The organism is Paenibacillus tritici, assembly GCF_018207515.1.
Classification (GTDB): domain Bacteria; phylum Bacillota; class Bacilli; order Paenibacillales; family Paenibacillaceae; genus Paenibacillus_AQ; species Paenibacillus_AQ tritici.
The window spans coordinates 4,186,712-4,210,672 of the sequence record NZ_CP073365.1; the positions used below are offsets into that span (position 1 = coordinate 4,186,712).

Annotated in this window: 26 protein-coding genes and 1 riboswitch; of the genes, 3 read left to right on the top strand and 23 right to left on the bottom strand. The window is 53.1% G+C overall.

The features are described 5' to 3' along the window. Positions 1-224: 224 nt before the first annotated feature. The gene (locus tag KDC22_RS17925) at positions 225-884 is read left to right on the top strand and encodes a helix-turn-helix transcriptional regulator (protein WP_211719882.1); all 660 of its coding nucleotides are present in this window, start codon (positions 225-227) and stop codon (positions 882-884) included. A 37-nt stretch (positions 885-921) separates the two neighbouring features. On the opposite strand, the gene KDC22_RS17930 is transcribed toward KDC22_RS17925, so the two are convergent. The 6 genes from KDC22_RS17930 to KDC22_RS17955 form a co-directional block, all read right to left on the bottom strand. Continuing rightward, positions 922-1,506 (bottom strand): TetR/AcrR family transcriptional regulator, encoded by a 585-nt coding sequence (locus tag KDC22_RS17930; RefSeq protein WP_211719883.1) that lies wholly within the window; start codon positions 1,504-1,506, stop codon positions 922-924. Continuing rightward, on the bottom strand, positions 1,499-2,227 hold the full coding sequence (locus KDC22_RS17935; protein ID WP_211719884.1) for an MBL fold metallo-hydrolase: 729 nt from the start codon (positions 2,225-2,227) through the stop codon (positions 1,499-1,501). The genes KDC22_RS17930 and KDC22_RS17935 overlap by 8 nt, the downstream gene beginning before the upstream one ends. Before the next feature lie 149 nt (positions 2,228-2,376). Beyond that, positions 2,377-3,153: a phosphate ABC transporter ATP-binding protein PstB gene (gene pstB, locus KDC22_RS17940; RefSeq protein ID WP_173136998.1), complete on the bottom strand. Its 777-nt coding sequence runs from the start codon at positions 3,151-3,153 to the stop codon at positions 2,377-2,379. Positions 3,154-3,200: 47 nt separating this feature from the next. Then, positions 3,201-4,097 (bottom strand): phosphate ABC transporter permease PstA, encoded by an 897-nt coding sequence (pstA, locus tag KDC22_RS17945; protein ID WP_173136997.1) that lies wholly within the window; start codon positions 4,095-4,097, stop codon positions 3,201-3,203. Continuing rightward, positions 4,094-4,996, bottom strand: a complete 903-nt coding sequence (gene pstC / locus KDC22_RS17950; protein WP_211719885.1) for a phosphate ABC transporter permease subunit PstC — start codon at positions 4,994-4,996, stop codon at positions 4,094-4,096. The genes pstA and pstC overlap by 4 nt, the downstream gene beginning before the upstream one ends. Positions 4,997-5,093: 97 nt before the next feature. Continuing rightward, positions 5,094-6,038: a phosphate ABC transporter substrate-binding protein PstS family protein gene (locus KDC22_RS17955; protein WP_211719886.1), complete on the bottom strand. Its 945-nt coding sequence runs from the start codon at positions 6,036-6,038 to the stop codon at positions 5,094-5,096. Between the two features lie 259 nt (positions 6,039-6,297). On the opposite strand from KDC22_RS17955, the gene KDC22_RS17960 reads away from it, so the two are divergent. Beyond that, positions 6,298-7,182 carry a LysR family transcriptional regulator gene (locus KDC22_RS17960; protein ID WP_211719887.1) on the top strand — a complete coding sequence of 295 codons (885 nt, stop codon included), beginning with the start codon at positions 6,298-6,300 and terminating at the stop codon, positions 7,180-7,182. An 89-nt stretch (positions 7,183-7,271) separates the two neighbouring features. Here KDC22_RS17960 and KDC22_RS17965 read toward each other — a convergent pair whose 3' ends face one another. The 10 genes from KDC22_RS17965 to KDC22_RS18010 all read right to left on the bottom strand — a co-directional run bounded on the left by KDC22_RS17965 (position 7,272) and on the right by KDC22_RS18010 (position 15,298). Further along, on the bottom strand, positions 7,272-8,114 hold the full coding sequence (locus KDC22_RS17965; protein ID WP_211719888.1) for a class I SAM-dependent methyltransferase: 843 nt from the start codon (positions 8,112-8,114) through the stop codon (positions 7,272-7,274). A gap of 53 nt (positions 8,115-8,167) precedes the next feature. Then, complete coding sequence (locus KDC22_RS17970; protein ID WP_211719889.1) at positions 8,168-9,082, bottom strand: DMT family transporter; 915 nt, start codon at positions 9,080-9,082, stop codon at positions 8,168-8,170. A 157-nt stretch (positions 9,083-9,239) separates the two neighbouring features. Then, positions 9,240-10,376, bottom strand: coding sequence for a zinc-dependent alcohol dehydrogenase (locus KDC22_RS17975; RefSeq protein WP_211719890.1), 1,137 nt, complete (start codon positions 10,374-10,376; stop codon positions 9,240-9,242). A gap of 92 nt (positions 10,377-10,468) precedes the next feature. Beyond that, complete coding sequence (locus tag KDC22_RS17980; RefSeq protein ID WP_211719891.1) at positions 10,469-11,287, bottom strand: VanW family protein; 819 nt, start codon at positions 11,285-11,287, stop codon at positions 10,469-10,471. Between the two features lie 31 nt (positions 11,288-11,318). Next, positions 11,319-11,714, bottom strand: a complete 396-nt coding sequence (locus KDC22_RS17985; protein WP_211719892.1) for a VOC family protein — start codon at positions 11,712-11,714, stop codon at positions 11,319-11,321. 224 nt (positions 11,715-11,938) lie between these two features. After that, on the bottom strand, positions 11,939-12,661 hold the full coding sequence (gene queE / locus KDC22_RS17990; RefSeq protein ID WP_173136982.1) for a 7-carboxy-7-deazaguanine synthase QueE: 723 nt from the start codon (positions 12,659-12,661) through the stop codon (positions 11,939-11,941). Then, positions 12,654-13,136 carry a 6-pyruvoyl trahydropterin synthase family protein gene (locus KDC22_RS17995; protein ID WP_211719893.1) on the bottom strand — a complete coding sequence of 161 codons (483 nt, stop codon included), beginning with the start codon at positions 13,134-13,136 and terminating at the stop codon, positions 12,654-12,656. The genes queE and KDC22_RS17995 overlap by 8 nt, the downstream gene beginning before the upstream one ends. Continuing rightward, positions 13,136-13,798 carry a 7-cyano-7-deazaguanine synthase QueC gene (gene queC / locus KDC22_RS18000; RefSeq protein ID WP_211719894.1) on the bottom strand — a complete coding sequence of 221 codons (663 nt, stop codon included), beginning with the start codon at positions 13,796-13,798 and terminating at the stop codon, positions 13,136-13,138. Before queC ends, KDC22_RS17995 begins: the two co-directional genes overlap by 1 nt. Positions 13,799-13,844: 46 nt before the next feature. Beyond that, entirely contained in the window at positions 13,845-14,345 is a 501-nt protein-coding gene (queF, locus tag KDC22_RS18005) for a preQ(1) synthase (protein ID WP_173136976.1), read from the bottom strand. A gap of 82 nt (positions 14,346-14,427) precedes the next feature. Further along, positions 14,428-14,471: riboswitch (PreQ1 riboswitch) on the bottom strand. Positions 14,472-14,560: 89 nt separating this feature from the next. After that, a complete protein-coding gene (locus KDC22_RS18010) occupies positions 14,561-15,298 on the bottom strand; it encodes a ZIP family metal transporter (protein ID WP_173136974.1) in 738 nt (245 codons plus the stop codon). A 168-nt stretch (positions 15,299-15,466) separates the two neighbouring features. On the opposite strand from KDC22_RS18010, the gene ymzB reads away from it, so the two are divergent. Further along, positions 15,467-15,802: a protein YmzB gene (ymzB, locus tag KDC22_RS18015; protein WP_211719895.1), complete on the top strand. Its 336-nt coding sequence runs from the start codon at positions 15,467-15,469 to the stop codon at positions 15,800-15,802. A gap of 78 nt (positions 15,803-15,880) precedes the next feature. Here ymzB and murB read toward each other — a convergent pair whose 3' ends face one another. The 7 genes from murB to KDC22_RS18050 form a co-directional block, all read right to left on the bottom strand. Next, positions 15,881-16,795 (bottom strand): UDP-N-acetylmuramate dehydrogenase, encoded by a 915-nt coding sequence (murB, locus tag KDC22_RS18020; protein ID WP_173136971.1) that lies wholly within the window; start codon positions 16,793-16,795, stop codon positions 15,881-15,883. A 139-nt stretch (positions 16,796-16,934) separates the two neighbouring features. Further along, positions 16,935-17,744 carry a (2Fe-2S)-binding protein gene (locus KDC22_RS18025; RefSeq protein WP_211719896.1) on the bottom strand — a complete coding sequence of 270 codons (810 nt, stop codon included), beginning with the start codon at positions 17,742-17,744 and terminating at the stop codon, positions 16,935-16,937. 48 nt (positions 17,745-17,792) lie between these two features. After that, entirely contained in the window at positions 17,793-18,599 is an 807-nt protein-coding gene (locus KDC22_RS18030) for an ABC transporter ATP-binding protein (protein ID WP_173136969.1), read from the bottom strand. A 58-nt stretch (positions 18,600-18,657) separates the two neighbouring features. Then, positions 18,658-19,692: a FecCD family ABC transporter permease gene (locus KDC22_RS18035; RefSeq protein WP_211719897.1), complete on the bottom strand. Its 1,035-nt coding sequence runs from the start codon at positions 19,690-19,692 to the stop codon at positions 18,658-18,660. Continuing rightward, positions 19,689-20,750, bottom strand: a complete 1,062-nt coding sequence (locus KDC22_RS18040; protein WP_211719898.1) for a FecCD family ABC transporter permease — start codon at positions 20,748-20,750, stop codon at positions 19,689-19,691. The genes KDC22_RS18035 and KDC22_RS18040 overlap by 4 nt, the downstream gene beginning before the upstream one ends. 164 nt (positions 20,751-20,914) lie before the next feature. Then, on the bottom strand, positions 20,915-21,943 hold the full coding sequence (locus KDC22_RS18045; protein ID WP_211719899.1) for an ABC transporter substrate-binding protein: 1,029 nt from the start codon (positions 21,941-21,943) through the stop codon (positions 20,915-20,917). Between the two features lie 198 nt (positions 21,944-22,141). Continuing rightward, positions 22,142-23,959: an APC family permease gene (locus tag KDC22_RS18050; protein WP_173136965.1), complete on the bottom strand. Its 1,818-nt coding sequence runs from the start codon at positions 23,957-23,959 to the stop codon at positions 22,142-22,144. Positions 23,960-23,961: the final 2 nt, after the last annotated feature.

The following is a 23,961-nucleotide window of genomic DNA, read 5'->3' on the forward strand; positions in this document are numbered from 1 at the left end:
TCCTCCTGTACAAGCCTAATTTAGTTTGTGGTACCCCATTCGATTAAACAGGGTATGAATGTAGCAAGAGCCGCTCCCTTTGGTGTAAGTTCATAGTTCCGGATACTTAGTAAACATTTTGGTTTATAATGTCTACGCTACAGTCCAGCTTTGACTTTGTCAACATTTTTGTTTAAAATGTAGGGAGAGATGTAGATTCAGTTGCTTCAAAAAGGAGGTGCACCATGAGCCGGAATCAAATCAAAAAGGATGTCTCCACCAGTACCCGAAGAGCGATCATTGATCTGTTGAAGGAGCGCGGAGGCATGGATGTTGTGGAACTCTCCTCTCAATTTTCGTTGTCTGGAATGGCTATTCGTCAGCATTTGAATACACTGAAAGAAGAAGGACTGGTTACGAATGTGGTAGAGGCCCGTCCCATGGGCCGCCCCACCAAGCTGTGGATATTAACTCCCGCGGCTAATCGTTTTTTCCCAAGCGGATATTCGGATTTATCCATCAGTCTCATCCATTCGATGAAGGAAGCTTTTGGCAATGAAGGGCTGGACAAGCTGCTGGATGTTCGAAATAAAAAAATGCAGAAACAATATCTTCAGCATCTTGGCGCCGCAGCGGAGGTTAGAGAGAAATTGGAGAAACTGGCCGAGATTCGCACCCATGAAGGTTATATGGCCGAGGTTAAGGAGCAGGAGGATGGCAGTCTCTTATTCATCGAGAAGCATTGTCCGATCTGTGAAGCTGCTGCTGTGTGTACCGGGTTATGTAAGAATGAGTTACATTTATTCCAAACGGTTCTAGGGGATGATGTTCATATTGAACGGGGGGAGTACATCCTAAAGGGAGGAAGAAACTGCGTCTACACCGTTAGGCAAAATAAGCCGTAACCAAAAGAGCAACCTCACTTGGAGATTGCTCTTTATTTCATTCCGGGCTGTCTGCTTCCGCTCCCATACAGCGGATTCCGGCAATATAAGTGCGGATCAGCCTGGTAAGACTGACACTTAGGTCCAGCGGCATTCCGAAGCCGCCTTGTTGCTCCAGAGTCGAGAAGCCGTGCAGAATACTCCGTAGTCCCCGGACGGCATGCAGCTTCCCTTCCTCGTCTAATCCGAAGCCGGATAACACCTGGAGGATCAGTGACAGGATCTTCCCGCCTGCCGCTTCCAGAGTGGTATCTCCCTGCTCCGGTGCTTTTAGGGTCGTCTGGTACAGTCCCGGATGCTGCCTGGCGAATCCAATATAGGCCTGGCTCATGGCATGAACCGCAGCCTCTCCACTGACCCCTTCCGTTGCCGCAGACATGACCTCATAGAGCCGCTCCAGACCATGCACCGCCAGCAGAGTGCGCAACCCCGGGAGTCCGTTAATGTGATTATAGAGCGACGGAGAACGAACGCCCAGCTTGGCGGCCAGCGCAGCAAGCGTAACTTCCTCCATTCCGTGCGCGTCTGCCAGCTCTGCTGCGGCCAGTACCAGCGTGTGTGTATCCAGTCCTGCTCTAGCCATGCACATGTGCTCCTTCCCCAATTAGCTTCCCAGCCTCTTCCGCCGCCTGCTTCATAGCCTCTACCGGTTCCCTCAGCAGATCTCCGTGGCCTACAGCCAGTATGGTAGGGGCTAGATCAATCAGCTTGTACGCACTCCTCAGCGCCTGATCCAGACTCCAGGTCGCCATGGCCGGAAAAGGAAACCAGGGGACCTTCTTGCCGGAGACTGCCGTTGCCCGGAAGGTCTGGAACGCATCTCCGACAATCAGGGCTCCACTGCGCTGATCCTGGAAAGACATTGATCCCGGAGTATGTCCGGGAGTACTGATCGCGGTCAGGGAGCCGATGGTATCACCGTCATGCAGCAGTACATCGGGTCTGGTACCTATTTTGCCGGGTACGCTGCCCTTGATAGGGGTCTGCTGCTCATCGGCTCTAAGTGAGCGGTCACCGGCCAATAGCGCCGCATCCCGCTCCGAGATATAGACCTTGGCGTCCGGAACCCGCTTCTTGAGCGCATCGAGCGCCCCGACATGATCCATATGACCATGAGTGAGAATAATCCGGGTCAGCGGCTTACCAAGCTTGGCAACCTGATTCAGAATCCCTTGCAGACTATAGGACATCCCCGCATCTATTAAAGTAAGTCCTTGCTCTTCTTCCACCAGGTAGCAATTCACCGGAAATATTCGCGGCAGCCAGGTAAGCTGATACAAATCACCCTCTTGCGTCACTCTCATAAGAATCCTCCTCAAAACTAATGTCATTAGTTAAAATATAAACTAATTACATTAGTTTTGCAAGAATAAGTTATCGTGTGCAATATATAAATTCTATATTTATAAAAAAACACCACCCGCAATGGATGGTGTCCTGTGATCTCTATGCCTCAGCCGAAACGGCCCATAATGTATTCCTGAGTCATCTGATTCTCCGGGTTGGTGAATACCTTCTCGGTCTTGTCATATTCGACAAGGGAGCCCAGATAGAAGTACGCTGTATAATCCGAGATCCGCGCAGCCTGCTGCATGTTATGGGTCACGATAACGATGCGCAGCTCCTCCTTCAGCTCCTTAATCAGCTCCTCCACCTTGCCGGTCGATACGGGATCAAGCGCCGAAGCCGGCTCATCGAGCAGCAGAATCTGCGGGTTCACCGACAGTGCCCGGGCGATACACAGACGCTGCTGCTGTCCGCCGGAGAGCGCCAGTGCCGAGTCCTTCAAGCGGTCTTTGACCTCGTCCCATAAGGCGGCGCGGCGCAGGCTGCTCTCCACGATCTCGTCCAGGGCCTGTTTGCCCTTAACCCCGTGGTATTTCGGGCCAAAGGCGATATTGTCATAGATCGATTTGTAGAAGGGGTTCGGCTTCTGCCAGACCATACCGATCTTTTGCCGCAGCTTGATTACATCGGTTCCTGAAGCATTAATATCAATTCCGTCAATCCAGATGCTGCCTTTGGTTGTAGAGCCGGAAATATCGTCATTCATCCGGTTGAGTGACCGGAGGAAGGTAGATTTACCGCAGCCCGACGGGCCAATCAGTGCGGTTACCGTATTCTGGGCAAACGGAAGGCTGATCCCTTTTACCGCCTCATATGTGCCATAAAAAATACTGAGTTCCTCTGTTTGAAACGATTCACGCACCACTGGTTCCGCTATTCCCATCTTCTATTCCTCCTACAGACTTTTATTGAAATTGTGCTGATCCAAGTCTAGTTCATTCTCTTAGATGCGGTGAGCTTGCGGTAGATGAATCTGCCGAAGTAACGTGCAGCCAGATTGAAGATCAGTACGGTCAGTACCAGCACGGCCGAAGCGCCTGCTGCAATCTGCAGCGCATCCGGTGCCAGCCCTTCACTGTTGACCTTCCAGATATGCACCGCCAGCGTCTCCGCCGGACGGAACGGATTAAGCGGTGAGGAAGGGCTAAGCGGGTTCCAGTTGCTGAAGTCCAGGCGCGGACTGCTCATCCCCGCTGTGAACATCAGCGCTGCTGCTTCCCCGAACACGCGTCCGGCCGAGAGGATCGTACCGGTAATAATGGTCGGCAGAGCTACCGGGAGCAATACCGAGGTCACGATTTTCCATTTGGATAAACCGAGTGCGAACCCCGCTTCCTTCTGCTGCTTAGGCACTGTACGGAACGCTTGCTCTGTGATCCGCACCATCAGCGGAAGGTTGAAGAAGGTTAGCGCGAGTGCTCCGGAGATCAGAGAGAATCCGAGATTGAAGGTGTTGACGATTAACAAGAGGCCGAACAGGCCGACGATAATTGAAGGGAAGGAAGACAATACTTCCACAACCAGACGTATGAAGTTCGTCAGCTTGCCGGGACGGGCATACTCAGCCATGAAGATTCCTGCACCCAGCCCCAGCGGCACGGTGATAATCAGGGTCAGCACCAGGAGGAACAAAGAGTTGAACAGCTGTGGCCCGACCCCTCCGCCTGCGCGGATCTTCTGCGGTGCGGAAGTCAGGAAGTCCCAGCTGATGTGATTCATCCCGCGGATCAGGATATATCCGAGCAAGCTAATCAGGATGGCTACAATGAGTAATGCAAATGTTACGATAACGGCAGTGGCTACTTTGTCAGCAGTTCTCGGCTTCAAATTTTATTCCTCCTTTCGAGCATTCTTACCAGCAGTACGAATACAAAGGTCATCAGCATCAGCACCAGCGCCATACTCCATAGCGCGTTGTTCTGCGGTGAACCCATCGTCGTATTCCCCATGCCCAGCGTAATTACACTGGTGAGCGTGGATGCAGACTCGAACAATGAGTGTGGTATGAAGGGTGCGTTACCGATAACCATCTGTACGGCAAGGGCCTCGCCGAATGCACGGGCCATACCAAGTACAACCCCTGTCATAATAGCCGGAAAGGTCGTCGGGAGAATGACCCGGGAAATCGTCTGCCAGCGTGTGGCACCGAGCGCAAAGGAAGACTCTTTCAAATTTTGCGGCAAAGAAGCAAGCGCGTCTGCAGCCACGCTGGTAATGGTCGGCAGAATCATGACCGACAGCACTAGCGCGCCTGCAGCAACCCCGATGCCCTGACCGGGCAACGTATCCCGCAGAAAAGGCACAATGACGCTTAAACCAACGAATCCATAGACGACGGATGGAATACCTGACAGCAGCTCAATGACCGGCTGCAGCAGCTTTTTGCCCCAGCCCGGAACAATCTCCGTCATGAAGAGCGCAGCGCATATGCTGAGCGGACTCGCAATCAGCGCAGCAAGCAGGGTAACCAGGAACGACCCGGAGATGAAGGGAAATGCTCCGTAGGAAGGCGTATCGGCTTCAGGCGCCCATTTGGTGCCCAGCAGGAATTCAGAAATCTTCACTTCACCGTTAACAAAGTTGGCAATCCCTTTGGAGGCTACGAAATAGACCATGGATACAATAATGACAACCAATAGCAGCACGCAAAAGGACATGTAAATGCGTCCGACTAAATTCTCTATATGATGTTTTTCAAGCCGCGTATTTTTTGATTTCACCCTCAAGTTGCTCCCTCTTTCTAAAGTGAAAAGAGAGGCAGAAAGTATCCGCCTCTAATCACACTGAAGTTCTAATGGATGGTACTTAGTGAAGCCGTGAATATTATTTAGGGGTTACGGTTCCTGCAACATCACGCGATACCTGCATTTTGGAAGCCGGGATGTAGCCAAGCTCTACTACGTCGCCCGTCTGCACTTCGTCCGTCAGGAAGTAGTCGAGGAAAGCTTTTACCGTTTCATTCGGCTCACCATTGGTGTACATGTGCTCGTAAGCCCACACCGGATATTTACCGGCAATTACATTATCTACAGAAGGCTCAACACCGTCGTAATTCAGTGTTTTTACGGAATCATCCAGGTAGGACAGTGCCAGGTAACCGATAGCGCCCGGCGTTTCGCCGATCATTTTCTTAACCGTACCGGAAGAATCCTCTTGGATCGAACCCTTCTGATCTTCCGTTTTGGTGCCAAGGGCAAAGCTTTCGAAGGTAGCACGTGTACCTGAGCTTGCCGGACGGTTGATGATCTGGATCGCTTGGTCGGCACCGCCAACGTCTTTCCAGTTCGTAATTTTGCCGGTGAAGATATCAACCAGCTGTTGCTTGGTCAGACTGTCAACGCCTGCTGCCGGATTACTTACTGCCGCAATCGCTACAACAGCCACCTGATGATCCACAAGCTCAGCCGCTTTAGCCGCATCCTTCAGCTTCTCTTCTGCGAATACGTCCGAGTTCCCGATATCTACTTGCTTCTCAGAAACTTGTGTCAGTCCTGTTCCGCTGCCGCCGCCTTGAACCTGAATGTCCACGCCTGCATTGGCATTCATGAATGACTCAGCTACCTGCTCTACGAGAGGTTGAAGGGCTGTGGAGCCTGAAGCCAGGATCGAACCGCTTAATTTAGCACCGCTACTGGTTTCTGTATTTGTTGCAGCCGGTGTATTCCCTCCGTTATTGGTTGTCGCTTTATTTCCCCCGTTACCGCATGCCGAAAGTGCTACTACACTTGTAAGAGCCAAAGCCATGATCCACGATTTTCTGAATTGCATTGTTTTTGTTCCTCCTAAGGTTTGGTGAGTGCCCTGCTGCATTCTGTCCTGCTTCGTACAAAACTCGCTTGGGAAGCATGATTGCATTTCTATTGGCGTCTCTTGACTCTTCTTATTCTAGGGCCCGTTCGTTAGATAAAAGTCCTGAGTTTGTAAAACGGAAGATAAAAGTTATAATATAATTTGTATAGTGTTATAGATATATTCTATATTGAATCAACAATCAGCAGCTTATTGCTACATCCACGGAGGAATCTTCATGAACCTTGTAAAGTTACAAATCTTAGTCCTCATTGAAAAATATAAAAAAGTAACAGATGTAGCCGCCGAGATGGATCTTAAGCAGCCTACCGTCTCCTTCCACATGAAGAGTCTGGAGAGCGAGCTTGGCGCTTCCCTGTTCCAGTACCGGAGCGGCCGGGTCCTGCTGACGGATGCCGGACGCGCCCTGTATCAATATGCTGTCCGCATTGTCTCGCTGACCGCAGAAGCGGAGCGGACCGTTAAGCAGTTCACCTCGCTGGCTTCAGGGAATCTGGAGCTTACCGCCAGTGATATCCCTGCAAGTTATCTTGTGCCCAAACTGCTGTCTCAATTCACAGCGCAGCATAACGGGATTGATGTCTTCTTGTCCGTGCTCCCGGATGACGTCATCCGGGAGCGCTTGCGCAGCCGGGAGATCCAGCTCGCAGTGCTGCATAGTGCGGAAGGCCAGGATGATTCCTTCCACACCCAAGTGATCGCCCCGGATGAGACGGTGCTGGTGTTTGCGCCAGAGCATCCGTTGGCCGCTCTGCCGGAGCTTACCGCTCAAGATGTAGCGCGCGAGCCTTGGGTTCAGCATGAAGCCGCCTCCTACCTGCGCGGAATCTCCGACCAATGGACACAGCTGAATAACGTTAGAGTATGGAATCATGCGGTCCTGGGCTCGCCGGAGGCTGTCAAAGGCATGCTGTATACAGGCGGAATGGTGGGTGTCTTCTCTAAATCGGGGATTGCCGCCGAGGTTGCTGCGGGGCGTCTTGCTTATGCCGGGCTGCCGGGAATTCATCCCGGAGACGGAGCGTTTGTGCTGGCTTGGCGCAAGGATTATACACTTTCTCCATTGCAGAAGGCTTTTGCGGAGATGGCGGCTGGTGACTGATCCAACAACAGGCGGATATACAAAACAAAACGGTATCCCCGCCGCGCAGGAATGTAACTGCGCGGCCAAGATACCGTCTGAAGTGAAGCTTATTTTTTGTGTGCTACTAGGGTGAAGGTCTTAGGAATTCCTTTATCATACACATCCGACGATAGGTTAGGCTCCTCTGCCAGCTCCTGTATGATCAGTCCACCAGCCGCAGCTGCCGTAACAATCTCGCCCAGTGTCCAGCGCCGCCAGTAGACTGTATTCGGCTTGTCTGCTTCTGACGCCACTCCTGGAGAAGGCATGTATTTGGAATAAGACACCTGCTTCTCTTCAAGCGCCGTATCGAAATAATCTCCGCTTACCTTATGCTTACGCACCTTGGCTGTTGAACCCTTGGAGGAGATCAGCTTCGTCGTTACCGGATGGAAATCCCGCAGGACGAACGTCCCGCCCGGTGCCAGCAGACGCTGTACTGTAGCCATGAACGGAGCCAAGTCGGTAAAATAATGCACAATCCCCATCTCCGCAAATACCAGATCATAGGTGTTGTCGAGCACAGCTTCCGGCAATGCTAGTACATCCGACACGATATAGGTCAGCTGTACCCCAGCCGCCTGCGCCAATTCATTCGCATACCGGGCATTGGCCTCCGAGAAATCGGCTACGGTGACTTCCGCCCCAAGCAGCCCGAGCGCCACGGCCTTCATGCCGTTCGAGCCCATCAGATTCATGATCCTGCGGCCCTTCACTTCACCGAAATAGCGGTTCAGCGGAAACAGCTTCCCAGCAGGATCTGCAGCCAGCTTCCCCGCTGCCTCGGCAGGGGTTCCGAACCGGGCCGTCCAGGCTGCATAAGTATCCTCATTCCACAATTCTTCACTGGAAGGAGCAGCCCCGCCGTTCAGTCCTGCGGGTTCGTTCTCATTCTGATCTTGTTCATTCATTGCTCGTTACCCCTTTAGTTATGTTCTAGTTAATCAAAGCCACGGTGCTGCCCTTATGACGCATTCGGCAGACTTTCCTGAAGCTTGGCCGCCTTCCTGCGCCCGGCATACAGATAGACGCCCAGCCCGGCCATTACCAGCACGCCTCCCGCCCACTGTAGACGACTGAGCTGCTCACCCAGCAGCAGGAACGCGAGAATGCTTGCGCCGACAGGCTCTCCGAGAATATTCATCGAGACGGTAGTTGCCGATGCATATTGCAGCAGCCAGTTAAACAGAATATGGCCGAAGACAGTGGGCACTACCGCCAGCAGGACAAAGATGCCCCATTCCCGGGCCGGATAATCGAAGAACGCCGTGCCGGTGATGAGATTATAGATGGCAAATACGATAGCCGCAGAGATAAACACAATCAGGCTGTACAGATACGAGGGCATACGTGCCACCAGCTTCTGTCCGATCAGCAGATGTGCCGCTACAGCAACCGTTCCGCCCACCGATAACATATCACCCTTCAGATTCTCGGCGGACAGCCCAATATCACCCCAGCCGATAAAGACTACCCCGAAAATGGCAATAGCCATACCCAGCATGGCAGAGAGGCTGTTTCGCTCTTTATACAGTATGTATGCACCGAGCATAATGAATAACGGCTCCAAGGCCATGATCATCGTCGAGCTGGCCACCGAAGTATAATTCAGCGAGCCCATCCAGAGCAGGAAATGAAGGGCCAGCATTACACCGGAGACTCCGAGCAGCAGCCAATCCTTCAGCCGCAGCGCCCAAGCTGCGCCGCTATAAGGACGGGCGAACGGCAGCATCAGCAGCGAGGTGAACAGCAGCCGGTACATCCCTTGGACCGACACTGGAGCAGACGACCATTTAATGAAGATCGAAGAGAATGAAATAGCCACAATTCCGATCACCATCAGCAGAGGAACAGGAACGGGCGGTTTGTTGGTACGCATAGCAGAACGCCCCTTCATTGGTTGTAAGACTCATTATGTTAATTTAACGCAATTTGCCGAAAAAAGCAGCATATTTTCACGAATAAAGGCAGGGAATCCGCCCAAAGACAGGTTCCTTGCCTTTTATCAGTCTATATCCTGTGTAAGCTGCTCCAGCCTACGGCTTAAGCACTACCTTGATGCAGTCCTCTTCCTTCTCCTGAAATACCTTATACCCATGCTCCGCTCTGCTGATCGGCAGCCGGTGGGTGATGATATCTGTGGGATCGAACTTATTCTCCTTAATCATCTTATACAGCTGAGGCATGTAATGAATGACCGGTGCCTGTCCCATTTTCAGCGTAATATTGCGTTCAAACAGATGACCGAGCGGGAACAGGTTATAGTTCAGCCCATATACTCCCACAAGCTGAATGGTACCGAACTTGCGGACTACCTCTGACGCGATGCGGAAAGCGCCCAGGGAACCGCCCTGTAGCATTAAGGCGGTCTCTACTTTTTCTACAACCGTCTTCTTGGCATCGAGGCCTACACAGTCAATGACCACATCCGCCCCGCCGCGTGTGATTTCCTTCAGGTACAGCTCAACGTCCTTCGTTTCTTCAAAATTCACAATCTCCACATTATTGGTCAGCTTCGCGTGCTGCAGCCGGTAAGGGATATGGTCTACAGCAATGACACGGGAGGCGCCCTTCATCCAGGCGAACTTCTGAGTCAGCAGGCCGACCGGACCGCAGCCAAGCACAATCACCGTATCCCCAGGCTTTACCCCGGCATTCTCGACGCCCCACCAGGCGGTAGGCACAATATCCGAGAGGAACAGCAGCTTCTCATCCTCCATTTCAGCATCCTCCGGGACGACAAAAGGTCCGAAATTGCCGTAAGGCACACGCAGCAGCTCAGCCTGTCCTCCCGCGAAACCGCCATAAGAATCGGAATAGCCCAGATAACCGCCGGTATCCTTGGCCTCATTGGCGTGATCACACTGGCTCTCCATCTCATGCTGGCAGAAGTAACACTGTCCGCAGGCTACATTAAAAGGGATAATCACCCGGTCCCCCTTCTTCACCTTGGTCACCTCCGGACCGATCTCTTCAACAATCCCCATCGGCTCATGCCCGATAATGTAATCATCATGCATGCCGGGAATTTCTCCATTATAGATATGCAGGTCCGATCCGCAAATGGCCGTTGAGGTAATTCGTACAATGATATCATCCTTCTTCTCCAGCCGCGCATCGGCGACTTCCTTAACCTCGACCTTCTTTTTACCCTGGTAGGTTACTGCCTTCATAGTTGGGGTCACTCCTTCGGTAGTAGGATTATAAATTTAGCAGGCTGCTAAATTCCACGCTCTACTATGTTATACCCCCGAATCCTCAAGATTTATCCGCGTAGTAGCGGTGAATACATCATCAGCGCATGATTCTCCGCCACCGCCTCGTCGTCCGCCAGTTCACCGGCATGCGTCAGTACCCGGCGGCGGATCGCATTGCGCCGGATGTAACCGCCCCAAGGCTCCAGACTGATGCGATGACCCTCCTCGTACACTTCGTAGTTGTAGAGCTGCTGTCCGTCACAACGCCATTCTCCATGAAGATGGGTCTCATCCAAATACAGCTTAAGCTGGTACGTATGCTGTGTATCGTTTCTAAGCTGGAGATCCAGATAGTTATAAGCACAGGTAGCCCCGCTGCCAAAAGGCTGGGTCCGCTGCTCGTCGGGGAAAACATCATAGCTGTGCCGGTGCCGTTCGGTAACCGTCAGCGGAGTATGAAGCGTCATCCAATAGATCAGATTGGAGAGCTGGCAGAGTCCTCCGCCTGTACCGGAACGGAAACCGCCATAATGCAGGACCATGCCGTCCAGGTAACCTTTTCTCCTCGTCGGCTTGCCGATCCTGCGCCAATAGGAGAAGGTCTCGCCGGGGTGAATCACGAGGCCGTCAAGTCTTGCGACCGCGAGGCGCAGGTTTGTTACTTTGTTGTATTGAAGCTGCATATCCACATTGCGCAGTTTCCGCATTAGCGGTGTCGCGTGGCTGGCTGCTTCATAGGGCAGTGCTTCTGTAAGCTGTTCTTTGGCGAGAATGCTGCGTGCAGTGATCCATTTCCAGTATCTTTTCCAGGTAAAATAGCGCTTGCCGGCAAACATCCTCAGCTTGGACCGGCGGATTGGCTTCATGGCATTAATCACTTGGTTCATGGGGATACGATCTCCTGTTCTGAACGCTTCATCACAATTCCGGCGCCAAGCGTCTGCATACCAGCTGGACCGGATTGCCGTCCGGATCACTTATCCATGCGGACCGCAGATCATCCAGGAAATCATGTGCTGCCGACAGAAGTGTACCGCCGTTCTCCAGCAGGTATTGAAGCGCCAGATCCGTATCCTCTGTCCACAGAGCCAGCTCGCTGCCAGTATTGGTTCCAGGCGTCAGCCCATGCACCTTATTCGCTGAAGTCCTGCTGGCCAGCCCCAGCTTGAAGCCATCCAGCACAAGTTCATGATGCACGGCTTCACCCTCTATTTCCGCAGTGAAAGTCAACTTAAACCCTAGCTTCTCATAAAATGTTCTTGAACGGTCTAAATCTGTGACATACAGATTAATCTGCGGGCTTTTGAATTCCATTACATTCCCTCCTCCATATGCTGTAATCATGGCATTTAAGCACTAATACTCCCTAATATTATAACTGATAACTCACTCTGGAAGCGTATCCGGGATCACCAGGATAAAGGAATTGGATGCAAGCACTCCGAAGGAAGAGTAGGCGGACCGGGGGACCATACGAAAAAGACCGGACCTCCGCATTGCGGAAGCTCGGTCTTCATTCCATATATCATGTGCCAGCCTTATTTCCCCCGCTTATTATGCCAGATCAGCGCATGAAGCTGCGGCAGGACGCGGGCACGGTTCATCTGCGGGTCGGCAATGACCAGGTTGAACAGCCATTCCAGCCGGCCCAAGAGGCGGCCCGATATGTCGCCTTCCTCGGTGACATTATCGTTGCCCGGCTGAAGAAACAGCGGAACCTCCGGGTACTTGAAGTGCACCTTCCGGGCATATTCATAATCTTCCCCGTCAAATATAACCACCTTCAGACTATGTGCAGCCTTGCCGTTGTTAGCCACTCTACCCATAATCTCGTCCAGCTTATCCCAGTCGGTCTTCATCCCGGAGCTTGGCGGTTTCGGACTGATGGTCAGCACATCAACCTCGCTGAACCAATCCTGCCACCGGCTGCCCTGGGTCTCAATAGCCGCCTGGATGCCCCGTTCATGGAGCAATGAGATGAATTCACCCATCGCCTCCCCGATCAGCGCGGGATTGCCCCCGGAGATGGTAACACAATTGAAGTTCTCCCCGGCCAGCTCCAGCAGCCCGGAGAGAATCTCCTGCGGCTCCAGCATCGTCACTTTATCTTTGGCTGAGCCGTCCCAGGTGAAGGCGGAATCACACCAGCCGCAGCGGTAGTCGCAGCCGTAGGTGCGGACGAACATTGTTTTGACGCCAATGACCGCCCCTTCGCCCTGAATCGTCGGACCGAACATTTCAATGACCGGAATCTTACTCATCGTCGCAGCCTCCATACAGACGGTAAGCCGGCCCCTCATCAGGAATATCTTCAGCCAGCACCTCCGCCCAAGAGGTTGGAGTCTCCCATAGCTTAACCGAATAGACCGGCAGGGCGGCCTTCTTCAGCTCATAGGCAATATAAGCGGACATGTTCTCAGCCGTCGTCCGGAAGGAGAGCAGCGCTACCTTGGAGCCGGTTGCCATCAGAGTCTCCAGCACAGGCTCATTGCCCATAGCCAGAAAAGCATGATCCAGCCGGTCCACGACCGCCTGCTTCACCATCTCTTTGATGTCGCTGAAATCAGCGACGAACCCCTCATCCGACTGGCCTGCCAGAGCGGACGGAACGCCCTTCAGCACCACCTCAAGCTTGTAGGTATGCCCATGCACGTTGCAGCATTTGCCCTTATGCCCGATGAGCTGATGGGCAGCATCGAAGGTGAATATTTTGCAGACCGATACTTCGCCTAGCATTATAATCCCGCCTCCCGGCGCTCCGCCTCATATTGCTCCAGGCCGCGCTGGCGCAGCAGGCAAGCCGGACAGGTGCCGCAGCCGCTGCCGATGATCCCGTTATAGCAGGTTAGCGTCTGCTCCCGGATATAGTTGAACTGGCCCAGCTCATCGGCCATTTTCCACGTTTGTTTCTTGTCCATCCACATCAGCGGCGTGTGAATCACGAACTCGTAATCCATCGACAGGTTGAGGGTGACATTGAGCGATTTCACAAATACATCCCGGCAGTCCGGGTACCCGCTGAAGTCTGTCTGGCAGACGCCCGTGATGATGTTGGCGTACCCCAGCTGCTTGGCGAGAATCGCCGCGAAGGACAGGAACAGCAGGTTCCGGCCATCCACGAACGTGCTGGGCAGCTCCTCCCCTTCACCGGCGGTGATCTCAATATCATCGCGGGTCAAAGCGTTCGGGGCCAGCTGGTTCAGCAGCCCCAGATCCAGAATATGCTGCTTCACGCCGAACTTCGCGGCAATGGCCTGGGCCACCTCAATCTCAGCCGCATGACGCTGATTATAATTAAAAGTAACCACCTGAACCTCTTCAAACTGCTGCAAAGCCCACGCCAGGCAGGTGGTGCTGTCTTGGCCGCCGCTGAAGACGACCAGTGCTTTTGTATTCATCGTAAATTCTCTCCTCCTATTGCTCTGTGAGCATAACTTCACTGGATTAACGGTTGTCCACTTTCTCGGGATACAGGTCATGGTTGACCAGCCGGTGCTCGGCCATAGCCTCATATTTGGTTCCCGGACGCCCCCAGTTGCAGTAAGGATCAATGGAGATGCCGCCGCGCGGCGTGAACTTGCCCCAGACTTCAATATAGCGGGGCTCCATCAGCGAGATGAGATCATTCATAATAATGTTGACACAGTCTTCGTGGAAATCTCCATGGTTGCGGAAGCTGAACAGATAGAGCTTCAGCGATTTGGATTCCACCATGCGGATATCGGGAATGTACGAGATGTACATCACACCGAAATCCGGCTGTCCCGTAACCGGACACAGGCTGGTGAACTCCGGGCAGTTGAATTTGACGAAATAATCGCGGCCGGGATGCTTGTTATCGAACGCCTCCAGAATCTCCGGATCATAGCCGAACTTGTACTGCGTACCTTGGTTGCCCAGCAGGGTAACCTCCTGCATTTCCTCTTTCATTCTGCCTTCTGACATGACAAAAAACCCCTCTCTTTTCCCTAGGCTCAAGGCCTGAACTGGAAAGAAGAACGAGATTTCGAAACCTGGCTCTACTAAGATGGTCTTAGTTTTTTATAGAGGGAGTTTGCGAACCTCTCCTGCGCGGCGGGCGCAGATTTCTTCTTCATACTTAGGACTGCACATATGGTGCGTCTTGAACTATACCATGACTTCAGGAGACTTGACAACCCTCACAGCTGATCCAGAATGAGCGAGCACAGCAGCCCCATGGCAGCGATGAATCCGGTTAGCGGTCCGCCATCTTCATAGGCTTCCGGCATCATGCTGGAGGACACCATCGCAATAATCCCTCCCCCGGCAAAAGAAGCAATCAGCGCTTCCGTATACCCGCTCGCATGATCCATGAACGTATACCCCGCCCCTGAGGCCAGGGTCGAGATTACTAATACACCGAGCCACAGCAGCATAATTTTGCTTTTGCCGTAGCCATCCTGCTTCAGCCCTACGGTGCTGGATAACCCTTCAGGAATATTACTGATAAAGATCGCAATGACCAGCAGCACACTTACTCCCTGGCCGGCAATCAGACTCGCGCCGATCATAATTGACTCGGGAATGGCATCCAGTACCGTTCCGGCAAAAATAGCCAATCCGCCGCCCTTAGCCTCCGTCTTCCCTGAAGCTCTGGCTGAGCGTTTGCGTCCGGCTCCGCCTTTACGCGAGATCAGCCAGTCAAACAGCGTGAACACCAGTGCTCCAGCGGTAAAACCGATAATCGTCGGAGTCAGCCCTCCGTCACTTGCAGAATCCTCCAGCAGCTCATAAGCAGCCGCCCCGATCAGCACACCTGTCCCGAAGGCCATGATGAAGCCGATCAGCTTGCCCGGAATGGACAGGAATAAGGCCAGCAGTGCCCCGAGTAATACGGCAGAGCCGGAAATAGCGCCCCACATTAGTGCATTCCACATCAGGTTCACCTTCCCCGGTTATGTAATAAAGAATAGAAGTGCATAGAAGTAGTTTACACCTTATAGAAGAACGGCAAACAATCGGGCGCCGGGGATATGGATTCATTTGCCCGGAAAAGGGTAACTTAGAATTAACAATCTCTTATTAACCAAAGGATGGGACCCTATATGGAACAAAATGTTCAGAAGCTTATCGACTGGCTTGAAGCACAGAAGCAAGCCACCCTGGTGATTACCAAGCAGGAACTGAACGATCTCGATACCGTCCACTTTACTCTGGAGTCCGTGGACTACCGCAACGCCGAGGATGTAATTGATGAATACCTGGACAGTGCGCTGATCCTCCGGGGCTCAGGAAATACATTGAATGCTGACGGAGAGCTGGTTCCGCTTCCGCAGCCCAGCTACGAGATTGCCGTGAGCGGACTTAAGCTGAATGCTGTTGCTGAAGACAAGGCCGAGCTGAAGACGGACAGAGCCGTATACTCGATTGCCTTGAGCTGATTCAGCACACCCTCCGGGAAGGCAAGATAAGGCCATGGGCGAGTGTACCCATGGCCTTCAATACGTCTATTCATTTCATTATAATTCTTCCCCGATAATCTCCACTTCCGTCTCCAGCTCTACATCGAATTTATCTTTGACAGTAGAACGAACATGCTGAATCAGTCCGATATAATCGCTGGCTGTGGCATTATCGGCATTGACGATGAATCCGGCATGCTTGCGTGAGACCTCAGCGCCCCCGATACGCGTTCCCTGGAGTCCGCTCTCCTGAATCAGCTGGCCGGCATAACGGCCCGGCGGCCGCTTGAAGACACTGCCGCAGGAGGGATACTCCAGCGGCTGCTTGGATTCGCGGAGATAAGTCAGCTCATCCATGGAGGCCTTAATCGCGGCAGGATCACCCGGCTGCAGCGCGAAGCGGGCCTCCAGCACAATATACTCTCCGCTGGCAAAGATGCTTTTGCGGTACCCCCACTGAAGCTGGTCGCCCTGCATGGTAATGAGCTGTCCGTCCTTGTCGATCACAAGCGCGCTATGCAGCACATCCTTCACTTCACCGCCGTAGGCTCCGGCATTCATATACAGAGCCCCGCCTACCGTTCCGGGGATACCGCAGGCGAACTCCAGCCCGGTCAGCTCCTGTGCCAGCGCATACCTCGACACATCAATAATCTTCGCTCCGCACTCCGCATAGAGCAGCCCGTCACGGAGTCCCATCCCGGTCAGATCCGAGGTCTGAAGGACGATCCCGCGGATGCCTCCGTCACGGATGATGACGTTCGAACCATTCCCGAGTACCGTAAGCGGGATATTATGAGTATGTGCATAGGCAGATATTCTCTGAATTTCATCATATGTAATCGGAGCAGCCCAAATATCCGCGTCGCCGCCCATTCGGGTATATACCAGATCCTTAAGATTCTCGTGGCGTTTCAGCGAGCCTGCGGTGACCAGCTGCTGCAGTTCCTCATATATGTTGTCAATATTCATTCTTCATGCTCCTAACTCTATTGAAAAAGATGATTCAGCAACCCCAACTTTAACAACGAACAGGCTGCCTTGTCAATGACAGGAGCCGGTTTGTGAGCTGCTTACAGCATTATTATGTTTCATAATTCCCAATTATAACCTATCCCCCGGCCGAAGCCTGCTCCCGGCGGTATTCTTCCCTCCGCGCGGCCCGCTCTTCTTCCTTCATTCGTGGACAGGTGTAGCATAGCCGCCCGCCTTCTGTCCGGTAATACATGCAGCAGCGGTTGCGCATCTGTACCGTCTTCTCCGGGCTTGGGAGTGACTCTATTCTCCGTACCTTGACCTGAAACGGATTCCGTGGCATCCCGAATACAGCGGCAGGCAGCCCGTCCTTCAGATAAGCGTAATCTTCCTCCATCCGGTGGAGAAGAACAGGATCTGTAAGCTCTGCGGCGAAGGACTCCACATAATAATTGAATTTGGTCGGCAGCTGGCCCCAGATTTCCCCAAGCGAAAGACCACTCACCTCTGAAGCCGCGCGGATCAGAGGACCGGCAGTTGCTTGATAGAATCCGGTATATACATCATTCCGCCAAGCCTTCCGGCTCTCTTCATCTGCCGGGGCTTGTTCAAGCTTCCACTCGCTAAGTGAGAACGCAATACGGCAGTAACCGTCCGCAGGAATCAGATGAAGGTTAAGATTGCCCAGACTGAAGTCCGGCACGCACAAGAAGCCGGTAACCGAATACTGGACGGCCAGTGCAATATTCGTGAGGTAACCGCCGAAGTATGCCCCGGCAGCTTTATCGTCAAGCGCCTTCATTAACGGACGATACGTTTCCATGAAGGTCTTCATACCTTCTGCTCCCACCAATTCAGCTCCATTGAAGGAATACATAGCTCCCTCCGGTACTACAGGATGGAGATCGAACTTGGTGCTGTACTCTTGAATCAGGAATTCATTCATGCTGACGGTCACGCTCCGTTCCGTAATTCTGCCTAATCAAGCCTACAGCTATAGCCCGACAGCCTTGTATGCGGCCAGCTCGTAGGGTAGACACAGCGGCACACCGGTACGCGGATCAGGTACAATATCCGCCTCAATGCCGAATACCTCACGCAGTACTCCCGGTGTCATGACTTCAACCGGAGGGCCTTCACTAATTACATTGCCCGATTTGATCGCTACCATGTGCTGCGCATACCGGGAGGCGTGGTTCAGATCATGCACAACCATTATAATCGTCCGGCCTTCCTTCTCATTCAGCTTCTGCAGCAGCTGCAGAACCTCAAGCTGATGGGCCATATCCAGGAACGTTGTCGGCTCGTCAAGGAACAGAATATCCGTCTGCTGCGCCAGCGCCATAGCGATCCAGGCCCGCTGCCGCTGTCCGCCGGACAGCCGGTCGATCGGCCGGTCATGGAACTCGTTCATTCCGGTCACTGCGATCGCCTCCGCGATAATGCTGCGGTCTTCAGGCGTCAGGCTGCCGAAGCCCTTCTGATGCGGGTACCGGCCGTAGCCCACCAGCTCCGATACCGTCAAGCCGTCCGGGGCGGTAGGATTCTGCGGCAGAATCGCCAATTGCCGGGCCACCTCTTTGGTGGACAGGTTGTGGATCGACTTCCCGTCAAGCATGACGCTGCCGCTCTTCGGCTTCATGATCCGGGCCATCGTCTTAAGAATCGTAGATTTCCCCGAACCGTTCGCCCCGACGAGTGCCGTAATCTTCCCGGTCGGCAGTGACAGATTCAGCCCCTTTACAATCAATGCTTCCGCGTATCCGATGCTCAGCTGTTCCGTATTTAAACGATCCGACATGATCTTCACTCCTTGAAATTTTAATTTTTATGCAAACCTCATTTATCAATACCTATAGTTAAGCCTTCGACTTAGCCAACAGATATAAAAAGTACGGGGCTCCGATGATCGCCACCACGATACCTGTAGGTATCTCTGCGGGCTGCAGAATCCAGCGCCCGATAGTGTCTGCCGTGAGCAGCAGCAGGGCACCGCTCAAAGCGGCTACGGGCAGCATGATCTGATGACGCGGGCCTACAAGTCTGCGGGCAAGATGCGGTGCAATCAGTCCGACAAACCCGATCCCTCCGCTGACCGAGACACAGGCGCCTGCCAGAGCAACAGCTGCAGCCAAGAGCAGCAGACGTTCCCGCTCCAGCGGCATTCCAAGTCCTTTGGAGGTCTCATCACCCAGGTTCAGTACATTGAGTACCCGGGCTTTGTAGCATGCGAAGGGCACAAAGATCATTATCCAGGGTAACAGGGCCAGCACGAAGCGCCAGTCTCCGCCCCAGATTTTTCCGGCCAGCCAGATGGCCACGAACTGATAATTCTGCGGGTCCAGTCTCAAGGAGAGGATCAGCTGAAACGCATAAATCCCGGCACCCACGGCAATCCCGATCAGGATAAGCCGAGTCGGCGAGAGCCCGTCTGCTCTCCTGTAAGACAGGAAATAGACCAGTGCGGCTGTAAGCGAAGCCCCTGCCAGCGCCAGCAGCGGAAGGACGAAGATGGGGGCGGCTGTCGTTGCCGGCACAAATGAGATGAAGATCAGCACGGCGAATCCGGCTCCGGCGTTTATCCCGAGTGTGGAAGGCTCAGCGAGAGCATTGCGCGACAAGCCTTGCAGAATGGAACCGGCTACCGCGAAGCCCGCACCGATGAGCAGGGATATCACTATCCGCGGCAGCCGGAAATCAAACAGGATCAGCTGCTGCTGCCGGGTTCCGTTGCCGGACAGGGTATGTAGAACTTCGAACGGCGATAAACGCATAAAGCCGGTATTCATACTGACCAGAAACAGAATGACGATAAGCGCAGCAAGCAGTATCAGAATACTGACATCTCTTGAACGGCGCGGTTTATCCGGAGGGAACGGCAGGAACCTGTTCATTGCAGCTCCCCCTTGCGTTTACCGGCCAGATAGATGAAGAACGGTACACCGAGTACCGCAATTAAGGCACCTATCGGTGTTTCGTAGGGTGCATTAATCATTCTGGCAGCAATATCGGCAAACAGGACCAGGATACTTCCAAGGACCGCAGAGCAGGGAATAATCCAGCGGTAGTCCACCCCAACCAGATAACGCGTGATATGCGGAACCATTAATCCGACAAAAGCGATCGGGCCCACGGTGGAGACCGCCGCTCCGGCGAGGATGACCACTAGAATCATCCCTGCGGTCTGTACCAGACGGGTGCGCTGGCCCAAACCGGCGGCAACATCCCGGCCCAGGCTTAATAACGTAATGGAACGTGAAAGGATCAGCGAACCGATCAGGGCTGCCGCGACCCAAGGAAACATAATCCGCAGCTGCTTCCAGCTCGCTCCGCCGATCCCGCCTGCCATCCAGAATGCGATATCCTGAGAGAGGCTATACAGAATGGCGATGCCTTGGCTGACCGCAAGCAGCATAGCACTCACTGCCGCACCTGCGAGGGTCAGCCGGAGCGGAGTTAGTCCGCTATGGGAGAGTGAGCCGATGCCGAATACCAGCAGCGAGGCCACAGCCGCTCCAATGAAGCAATACATCATGATGTACGTGAAGGACAACGAAGGCGCAAAGGCAAAGGCCAGGGCCAGTCCGACACCCGCTCCGGCATTAAGACCGAGCAGCCCGGAATCCGCCAGCGGGTTGCGGGTCATCCCCTGCATAATCGCACCGGCAACAGCAAAGCATGCGCCGACCAGTGCTCCTGCGGCAGCCCGGGGAATTCGCAGCTCCCGGATGACCTGATGCTGCGGCAGATCCGGATTGAACCGGAAGACGGCCTCCCATACGGTAGCCAGCCCGATATCCGCCGCGCCAACCGATACAGATACCATCAGGCCGAAGAGGATCGCAGCTATTCCCAGCACCAGAATAGCAGCTGCGGCAACCGGCCTCGACTGGACAGGTGCATTCCCTTCATCAGAAGGAGCTTGTAGAGTAGAATGTGTAGATGAAGCCATAAGCCGTCTCCTTATCAGGATTATAGAGGATACAAATGATTATCATTCTCATTTTCATTATCGCAAAGATATGAATATTGTTCAACCCGTTAATAGACAAAAAAGCAGGCTTTTATACCCGGGGGATATAAAAGCCTGCACTATTCTCCCGCCGACAAAAAGACTTATTTTACAAAACTGCTCAGGATATCATCAATTGTTTTGGAATTGGCTATAGGACCGCTATACAGCCAGCTGGTATCTGCACTGAATTCGTGAACATTCCCTGCCTTGACGGCCGGAATCCCCTTCCAGACTGCGCCCTCTGTAATCTCAGCTCCGCCTGCCTTGTCACTGTTCACCAGAATGATATGCTCTGCAGTCAGCTCAGACAATTTCTCTAGTGAGATTGGATTCCACGGTGCTCTGGATTCCGCAGGAATCTCGGTCACCAGATTCGGGAGCTTCACTCCAAGATCGCCATACATCACTGCACCGCTGCTGCGGGTCTCGTCAACGATGAAGAAGTTCTTCGACACCAGCCACAAAATGGCTACTGAATCATCGCCGATTGCAGCAGAGACAGCAGCTTTGGCGGAAGCCGCCTTTTGTTCATAGTCTGCAATGGCCTTCTCCGCTTCCGGAGTCTTATTCAGCAGCTCTCCTATCTTGAGCAAGGCTGCGCGCCAGTCACTACTGACTTCATCGCCGAGTACATAGGTTGGCGCAATTTTGTTCAACTGGTCATAGAGCCCGTTCTGAACGGTGCCTTCCGACTGGACGATGTGGAAATCTGGCGCGAAGCCGGTAACCGCTTCGAGTGGCAGGTCGTAGCTGATCGGCGGGACATCATTAAGCTCAGCAGCGAGGTAATCCTGCGTACCGTTCTTAGTAGACCACTGGGCAACCGGAGTCACGCCGAGTGCAACCAGATAATCCTCCAGATAAGAAGCAATTACACGCTGCGGATTGGCGGGAATGGTGACCTTATGTCCCATTGCGTCTGTGACGGTCTTGTCCACAGCAGGTGCGGCTGACTCTGCAGGTGCCGCAGTGGCTTCTACAGTTGCGGAAGGTGCAGTAGTTGCTGCAGCACCGTTGCCGCCTGCATTACTATTGTTATTTCCGCAAGCGGACAGCAGCAATGTTGTGGTCAGAAGTCCGGCTACCGCCAGCTTCACACTTCCTGATCCTTGCAGGTTGAACAAAAACATTGAATACCCCTCCTGATATGTACCTTCATGTTTAGCACTAGTGCCTGTTGCCTTAGCATCTTACATACTGATGATATTGATTCTCATTCTCTATGTCAACTGAAAAGTCACCTTTCTGTTATATTCTCCTGCCGTCCAACCAAAAACGGCTGTTCCCGTAAGCTACGGAAACAGCCGTTATACATGTAGAGAAAAAGTCTATTTGTGCAAATGATACGGAACCGTTGCAATCACAATATCCTTCTGATTCATCAGATAAGAGCGGATGAACAGGCTGGTCTGATTATGCAGCACGGCCTGCCACCAGTGCTTGGTCACGAACTGCGGAATCAGTACGGTGATATGGTCCGTCGAAGCGGTCTTCCACTCTACCGTATCTATGAATTTCACCAGCGGGCGGAGAATGCTGCGGTAACGGGAGCGCAGGACAATCAGGCGCACTCCGGGGTTCCACTCCTCCCACTTCTGCTCCATCTTGTGAATCTCTTCTTCATCGAACCCTACATAGACCGCGACAACATTATTGGTCAGTGACTTCGCATAGCTGATCGAATGCAGCACCGCACGGGTGACACCCGCCACCGGAACTACAACGGTACTGCCTTTGATGCAAGGCTTATCGGTAGCCGGACAAATACGCAGCTGATCGGCAATATTCATATAATGGCGGTGAATCCGGTGGAACACAATGATGACTACCGGCAGGAAGATGAAGGCCATCCACACGCTGGAGAACTTGGTAATAATGAAGATCAGGGTTATGGTCAATGTGGTAAGCATCCCTACCGTATTCACGGCGAATTTGCTCTGCCAGCCTTTTGGTCTGGTTCTGTACCACTGTACCATCATCCCAAGCTGCGACAGTGTGAAGGGAATGAATACCCCTACTGCATATAATGGAATCAAGCCTTCGGTATTTCCGTGAAAAGCTGCTACAAGCACTGCCGACATGACGCCGAGGAATATAATACCGTTGGAGAAGCCCAGCCGGTCGCCGCGTACCATGAAGGCATGGGGCAGATATTTATCTTTGGCGAACATGAACGCCAGCAGCGGAAAGGCCGAATAGGCTGTATTCGCCGCCAGGAACAGGATGACTGCCGTAATCCCCTGGATGAAAAAGTATAATCCGCCACGGCCAAAGGTAGATTCCGTGATCTGAGAGACCACCGTTGCCTTCGCATCCGGCATGATGCCATACCAGTAAGCGAGCAGCGTAATTCCGGTGAACATTACACCGAGAATCAGACCCATCAGCATCAGCGTTTTGGCTGCATTTTTCTCCGCCGGTGCCTGGAAGTTAGGAATGGCATTGGAGACTGCTTCAACCCCGGTAAGGGCAGAACAGCCGGAGCTGAACGCCTTCAGCAGCAGGAACATACTGACGTTCGATACCGCCGACCCAATCTCGGGAACATGGACATGGGCCCCGCCGGTTATATACTTGAAGACACCCGAGATAATCAGCACAAAGATCGAGACTACGAACAGATATACCGGGATCGCTATGAATGAAGCGGATTCGGTAACCCCCCGCAGATTGACAATCGTTAGAAGCAAAATTACAGATACCGCTATAAGAACAGTGTGATTATGAAGACTTGGAAAGGCTGAGGTGATCGCATCCGTCCCCGCCGAGGCGCTTACCGCCACAGTCAGAATGTAATCCACCAGAAGAGAGCCGCCAGCCAGCAGGCCGGTGTGAACCCCGAGATTGGTCTTGGCAACAATATAGGCGCCCCCGCCCTGCGGATAAGCAAATATCGTCTGCCGGTAGGACAAAATCAGAATGGCCAGCAAGCCCAAGACGGCTAATGCAATTGGCAATGAGTACCAGATAGCTGTGAACCCGGCGGCCACAAGTACGATTAGAATTTGTTCTGTTCCGTAGGCTACAGACGAGAGCGCATCAGAAGACAGGACAGCCAGTGCTTTCACCTTGGATAACTTTTCATGATCGAGTTCGTTCGACTTCATCGGACGCCCGATCAATAGTCGTTTTACCTTGCTTACCATTG

Coding starts and splice junctions, on each gene's coding strand:
- KDC22_RS18050 (WP_173136965.1), bottom strand. CDS start 23,959: ATGGTAAGCAAGGTAAAACGACTATTGATCGGGCGTCCGATGAAGTCG.
- KDC22_RS17925 (WP_211719882.1), top strand. CDS start 225: ATGAGCCGGAATCAAATCAAAAAGGATGTCTCCACCAGTACCCGAAGA.
- KDC22_RS17995 (WP_211719893.1), bottom strand. CDS start 13,136: ATGCTAGGCGAAGTATCGGTCTGCAAAATATTCACCTTCGATGCTGCC.
- KDC22_RS17975 (WP_211719890.1), bottom strand. CDS start 10,376: ATGAAGGCAGTAACCTACCAGGGTAAAAAGAAGGTCGAGGTTAAGGAA.
- pstB (WP_173136998.1), bottom strand. CDS start 3,153: ATGGGAATAGCGGAACCAGTGGTGCGTGAATCGTTTCAAACAGAGGAA.
- KDC22_RS17970 (WP_211719889.1), bottom strand. CDS start 9,082: ATGCGTACCAACAAACCGCCCGTTCCTGTTCCTCTGCTGATGGTGATC.
- KDC22_RS17935 (WP_211719884.1), bottom strand. CDS start 2,227: ATGAGAGTGACGCAAGAGGGTGATTTGTATCAGCTTACCTGGCTGCCG.
- KDC22_RS18040 (WP_211719898.1), bottom strand. CDS start 20,750: ATGGCTTCATCTACACATTCTACTCTACAAGCTCCTTCTGATGAAGGG.
- KDC22_RS18010 (WP_173136974.1), bottom strand. CDS start 15,298: ATGTGGAATGCACTAATGTGGGGCGCTATTTCCGGCTCTGCCGTATTA.
- KDC22_RS18025 (WP_211719896.1), bottom strand. CDS start 17,744: ATGAATGAATTCCTGATTCAAGAGTACAGCACCAAGTTCGATCTCCAT.
- KDC22_RS17955 (WP_211719886.1), bottom strand. CDS start 6,038: ATGCAATTCAGAAAATCGTGGATCATGGCTTTGGCTCTTACAAGTGTA.
- queE (WP_173136982.1), bottom strand. CDS start 12,661: ATGAGTAAGATTCCGGTCATTGAAATGTTCGGTCCGACGATTCAGGGC.
- ymzB (WP_211719895.1), top strand. CDS start 15,467: ATGGAACAAAATGTTCAGAAGCTTATCGACTGGCTTGAAGCACAGAAG.
- KDC22_RS17980 (WP_211719891.1), bottom strand. CDS start 11,287: ATGAACCAAGTGATTAATGCCATGAAGCCAATCCGCCGGTCCAAGCTG.
- KDC22_RS17960 (WP_211719887.1), top strand. CDS start 6,298: ATGAACCTTGTAAAGTTACAAATCTTAGTCCTCATTGAAAAATATAAA.
- KDC22_RS18045 (WP_211719899.1), bottom strand. CDS start 21,943: ATGTTTTTGTTCAACCTGCAAGGATCAGGAAGTGTGAAGCTGGCGGTA.
- KDC22_RS17985 (WP_211719892.1), bottom strand. CDS start 11,714: ATGGAATTCAAAAGCCCGCAGATTAATCTGTATGTCACAGATTTAGAC.
- KDC22_RS18030 (WP_173136969.1), bottom strand. CDS start 18,599: ATGTCGGATCGTTTAAATACGGAACAGCTGAGCATCGGATACGCGGAA.
- KDC22_RS17965 (WP_211719888.1), bottom strand. CDS start 8,114: ATGAATGAACAAGATCAGAATGAGAACGAACCCGCAGGACTGAACGGC.
- murB (WP_173136971.1), bottom strand. CDS start 16,795: ATGAATATTGACAACATATATGAGGAACTGCAGCAGCTGGTCACCGCA.
- queC (WP_211719894.1), bottom strand. CDS start 13,798: ATGAATACAAAAGCACTGGTCGTCTTCAGCGGCGGCCAAGACAGCACC.
- KDC22_RS17930 (WP_211719883.1), bottom strand. CDS start 1,506: ATGGCTAGAGCAGGACTGGATACACACACGCTGGTACTGGCCGCAGCA.
- queF (WP_173136976.1), bottom strand. CDS start 14,345: ATGTCAGAAGGCAGAATGAAAGAGGAAATGCAGGAGGTTACCCTGCTG.
- KDC22_RS18035 (WP_211719897.1), bottom strand. CDS start 19,692: ATGAACAGGTTCCTGCCGTTCCCTCCGGATAAACCGCGCCGTTCAAGA.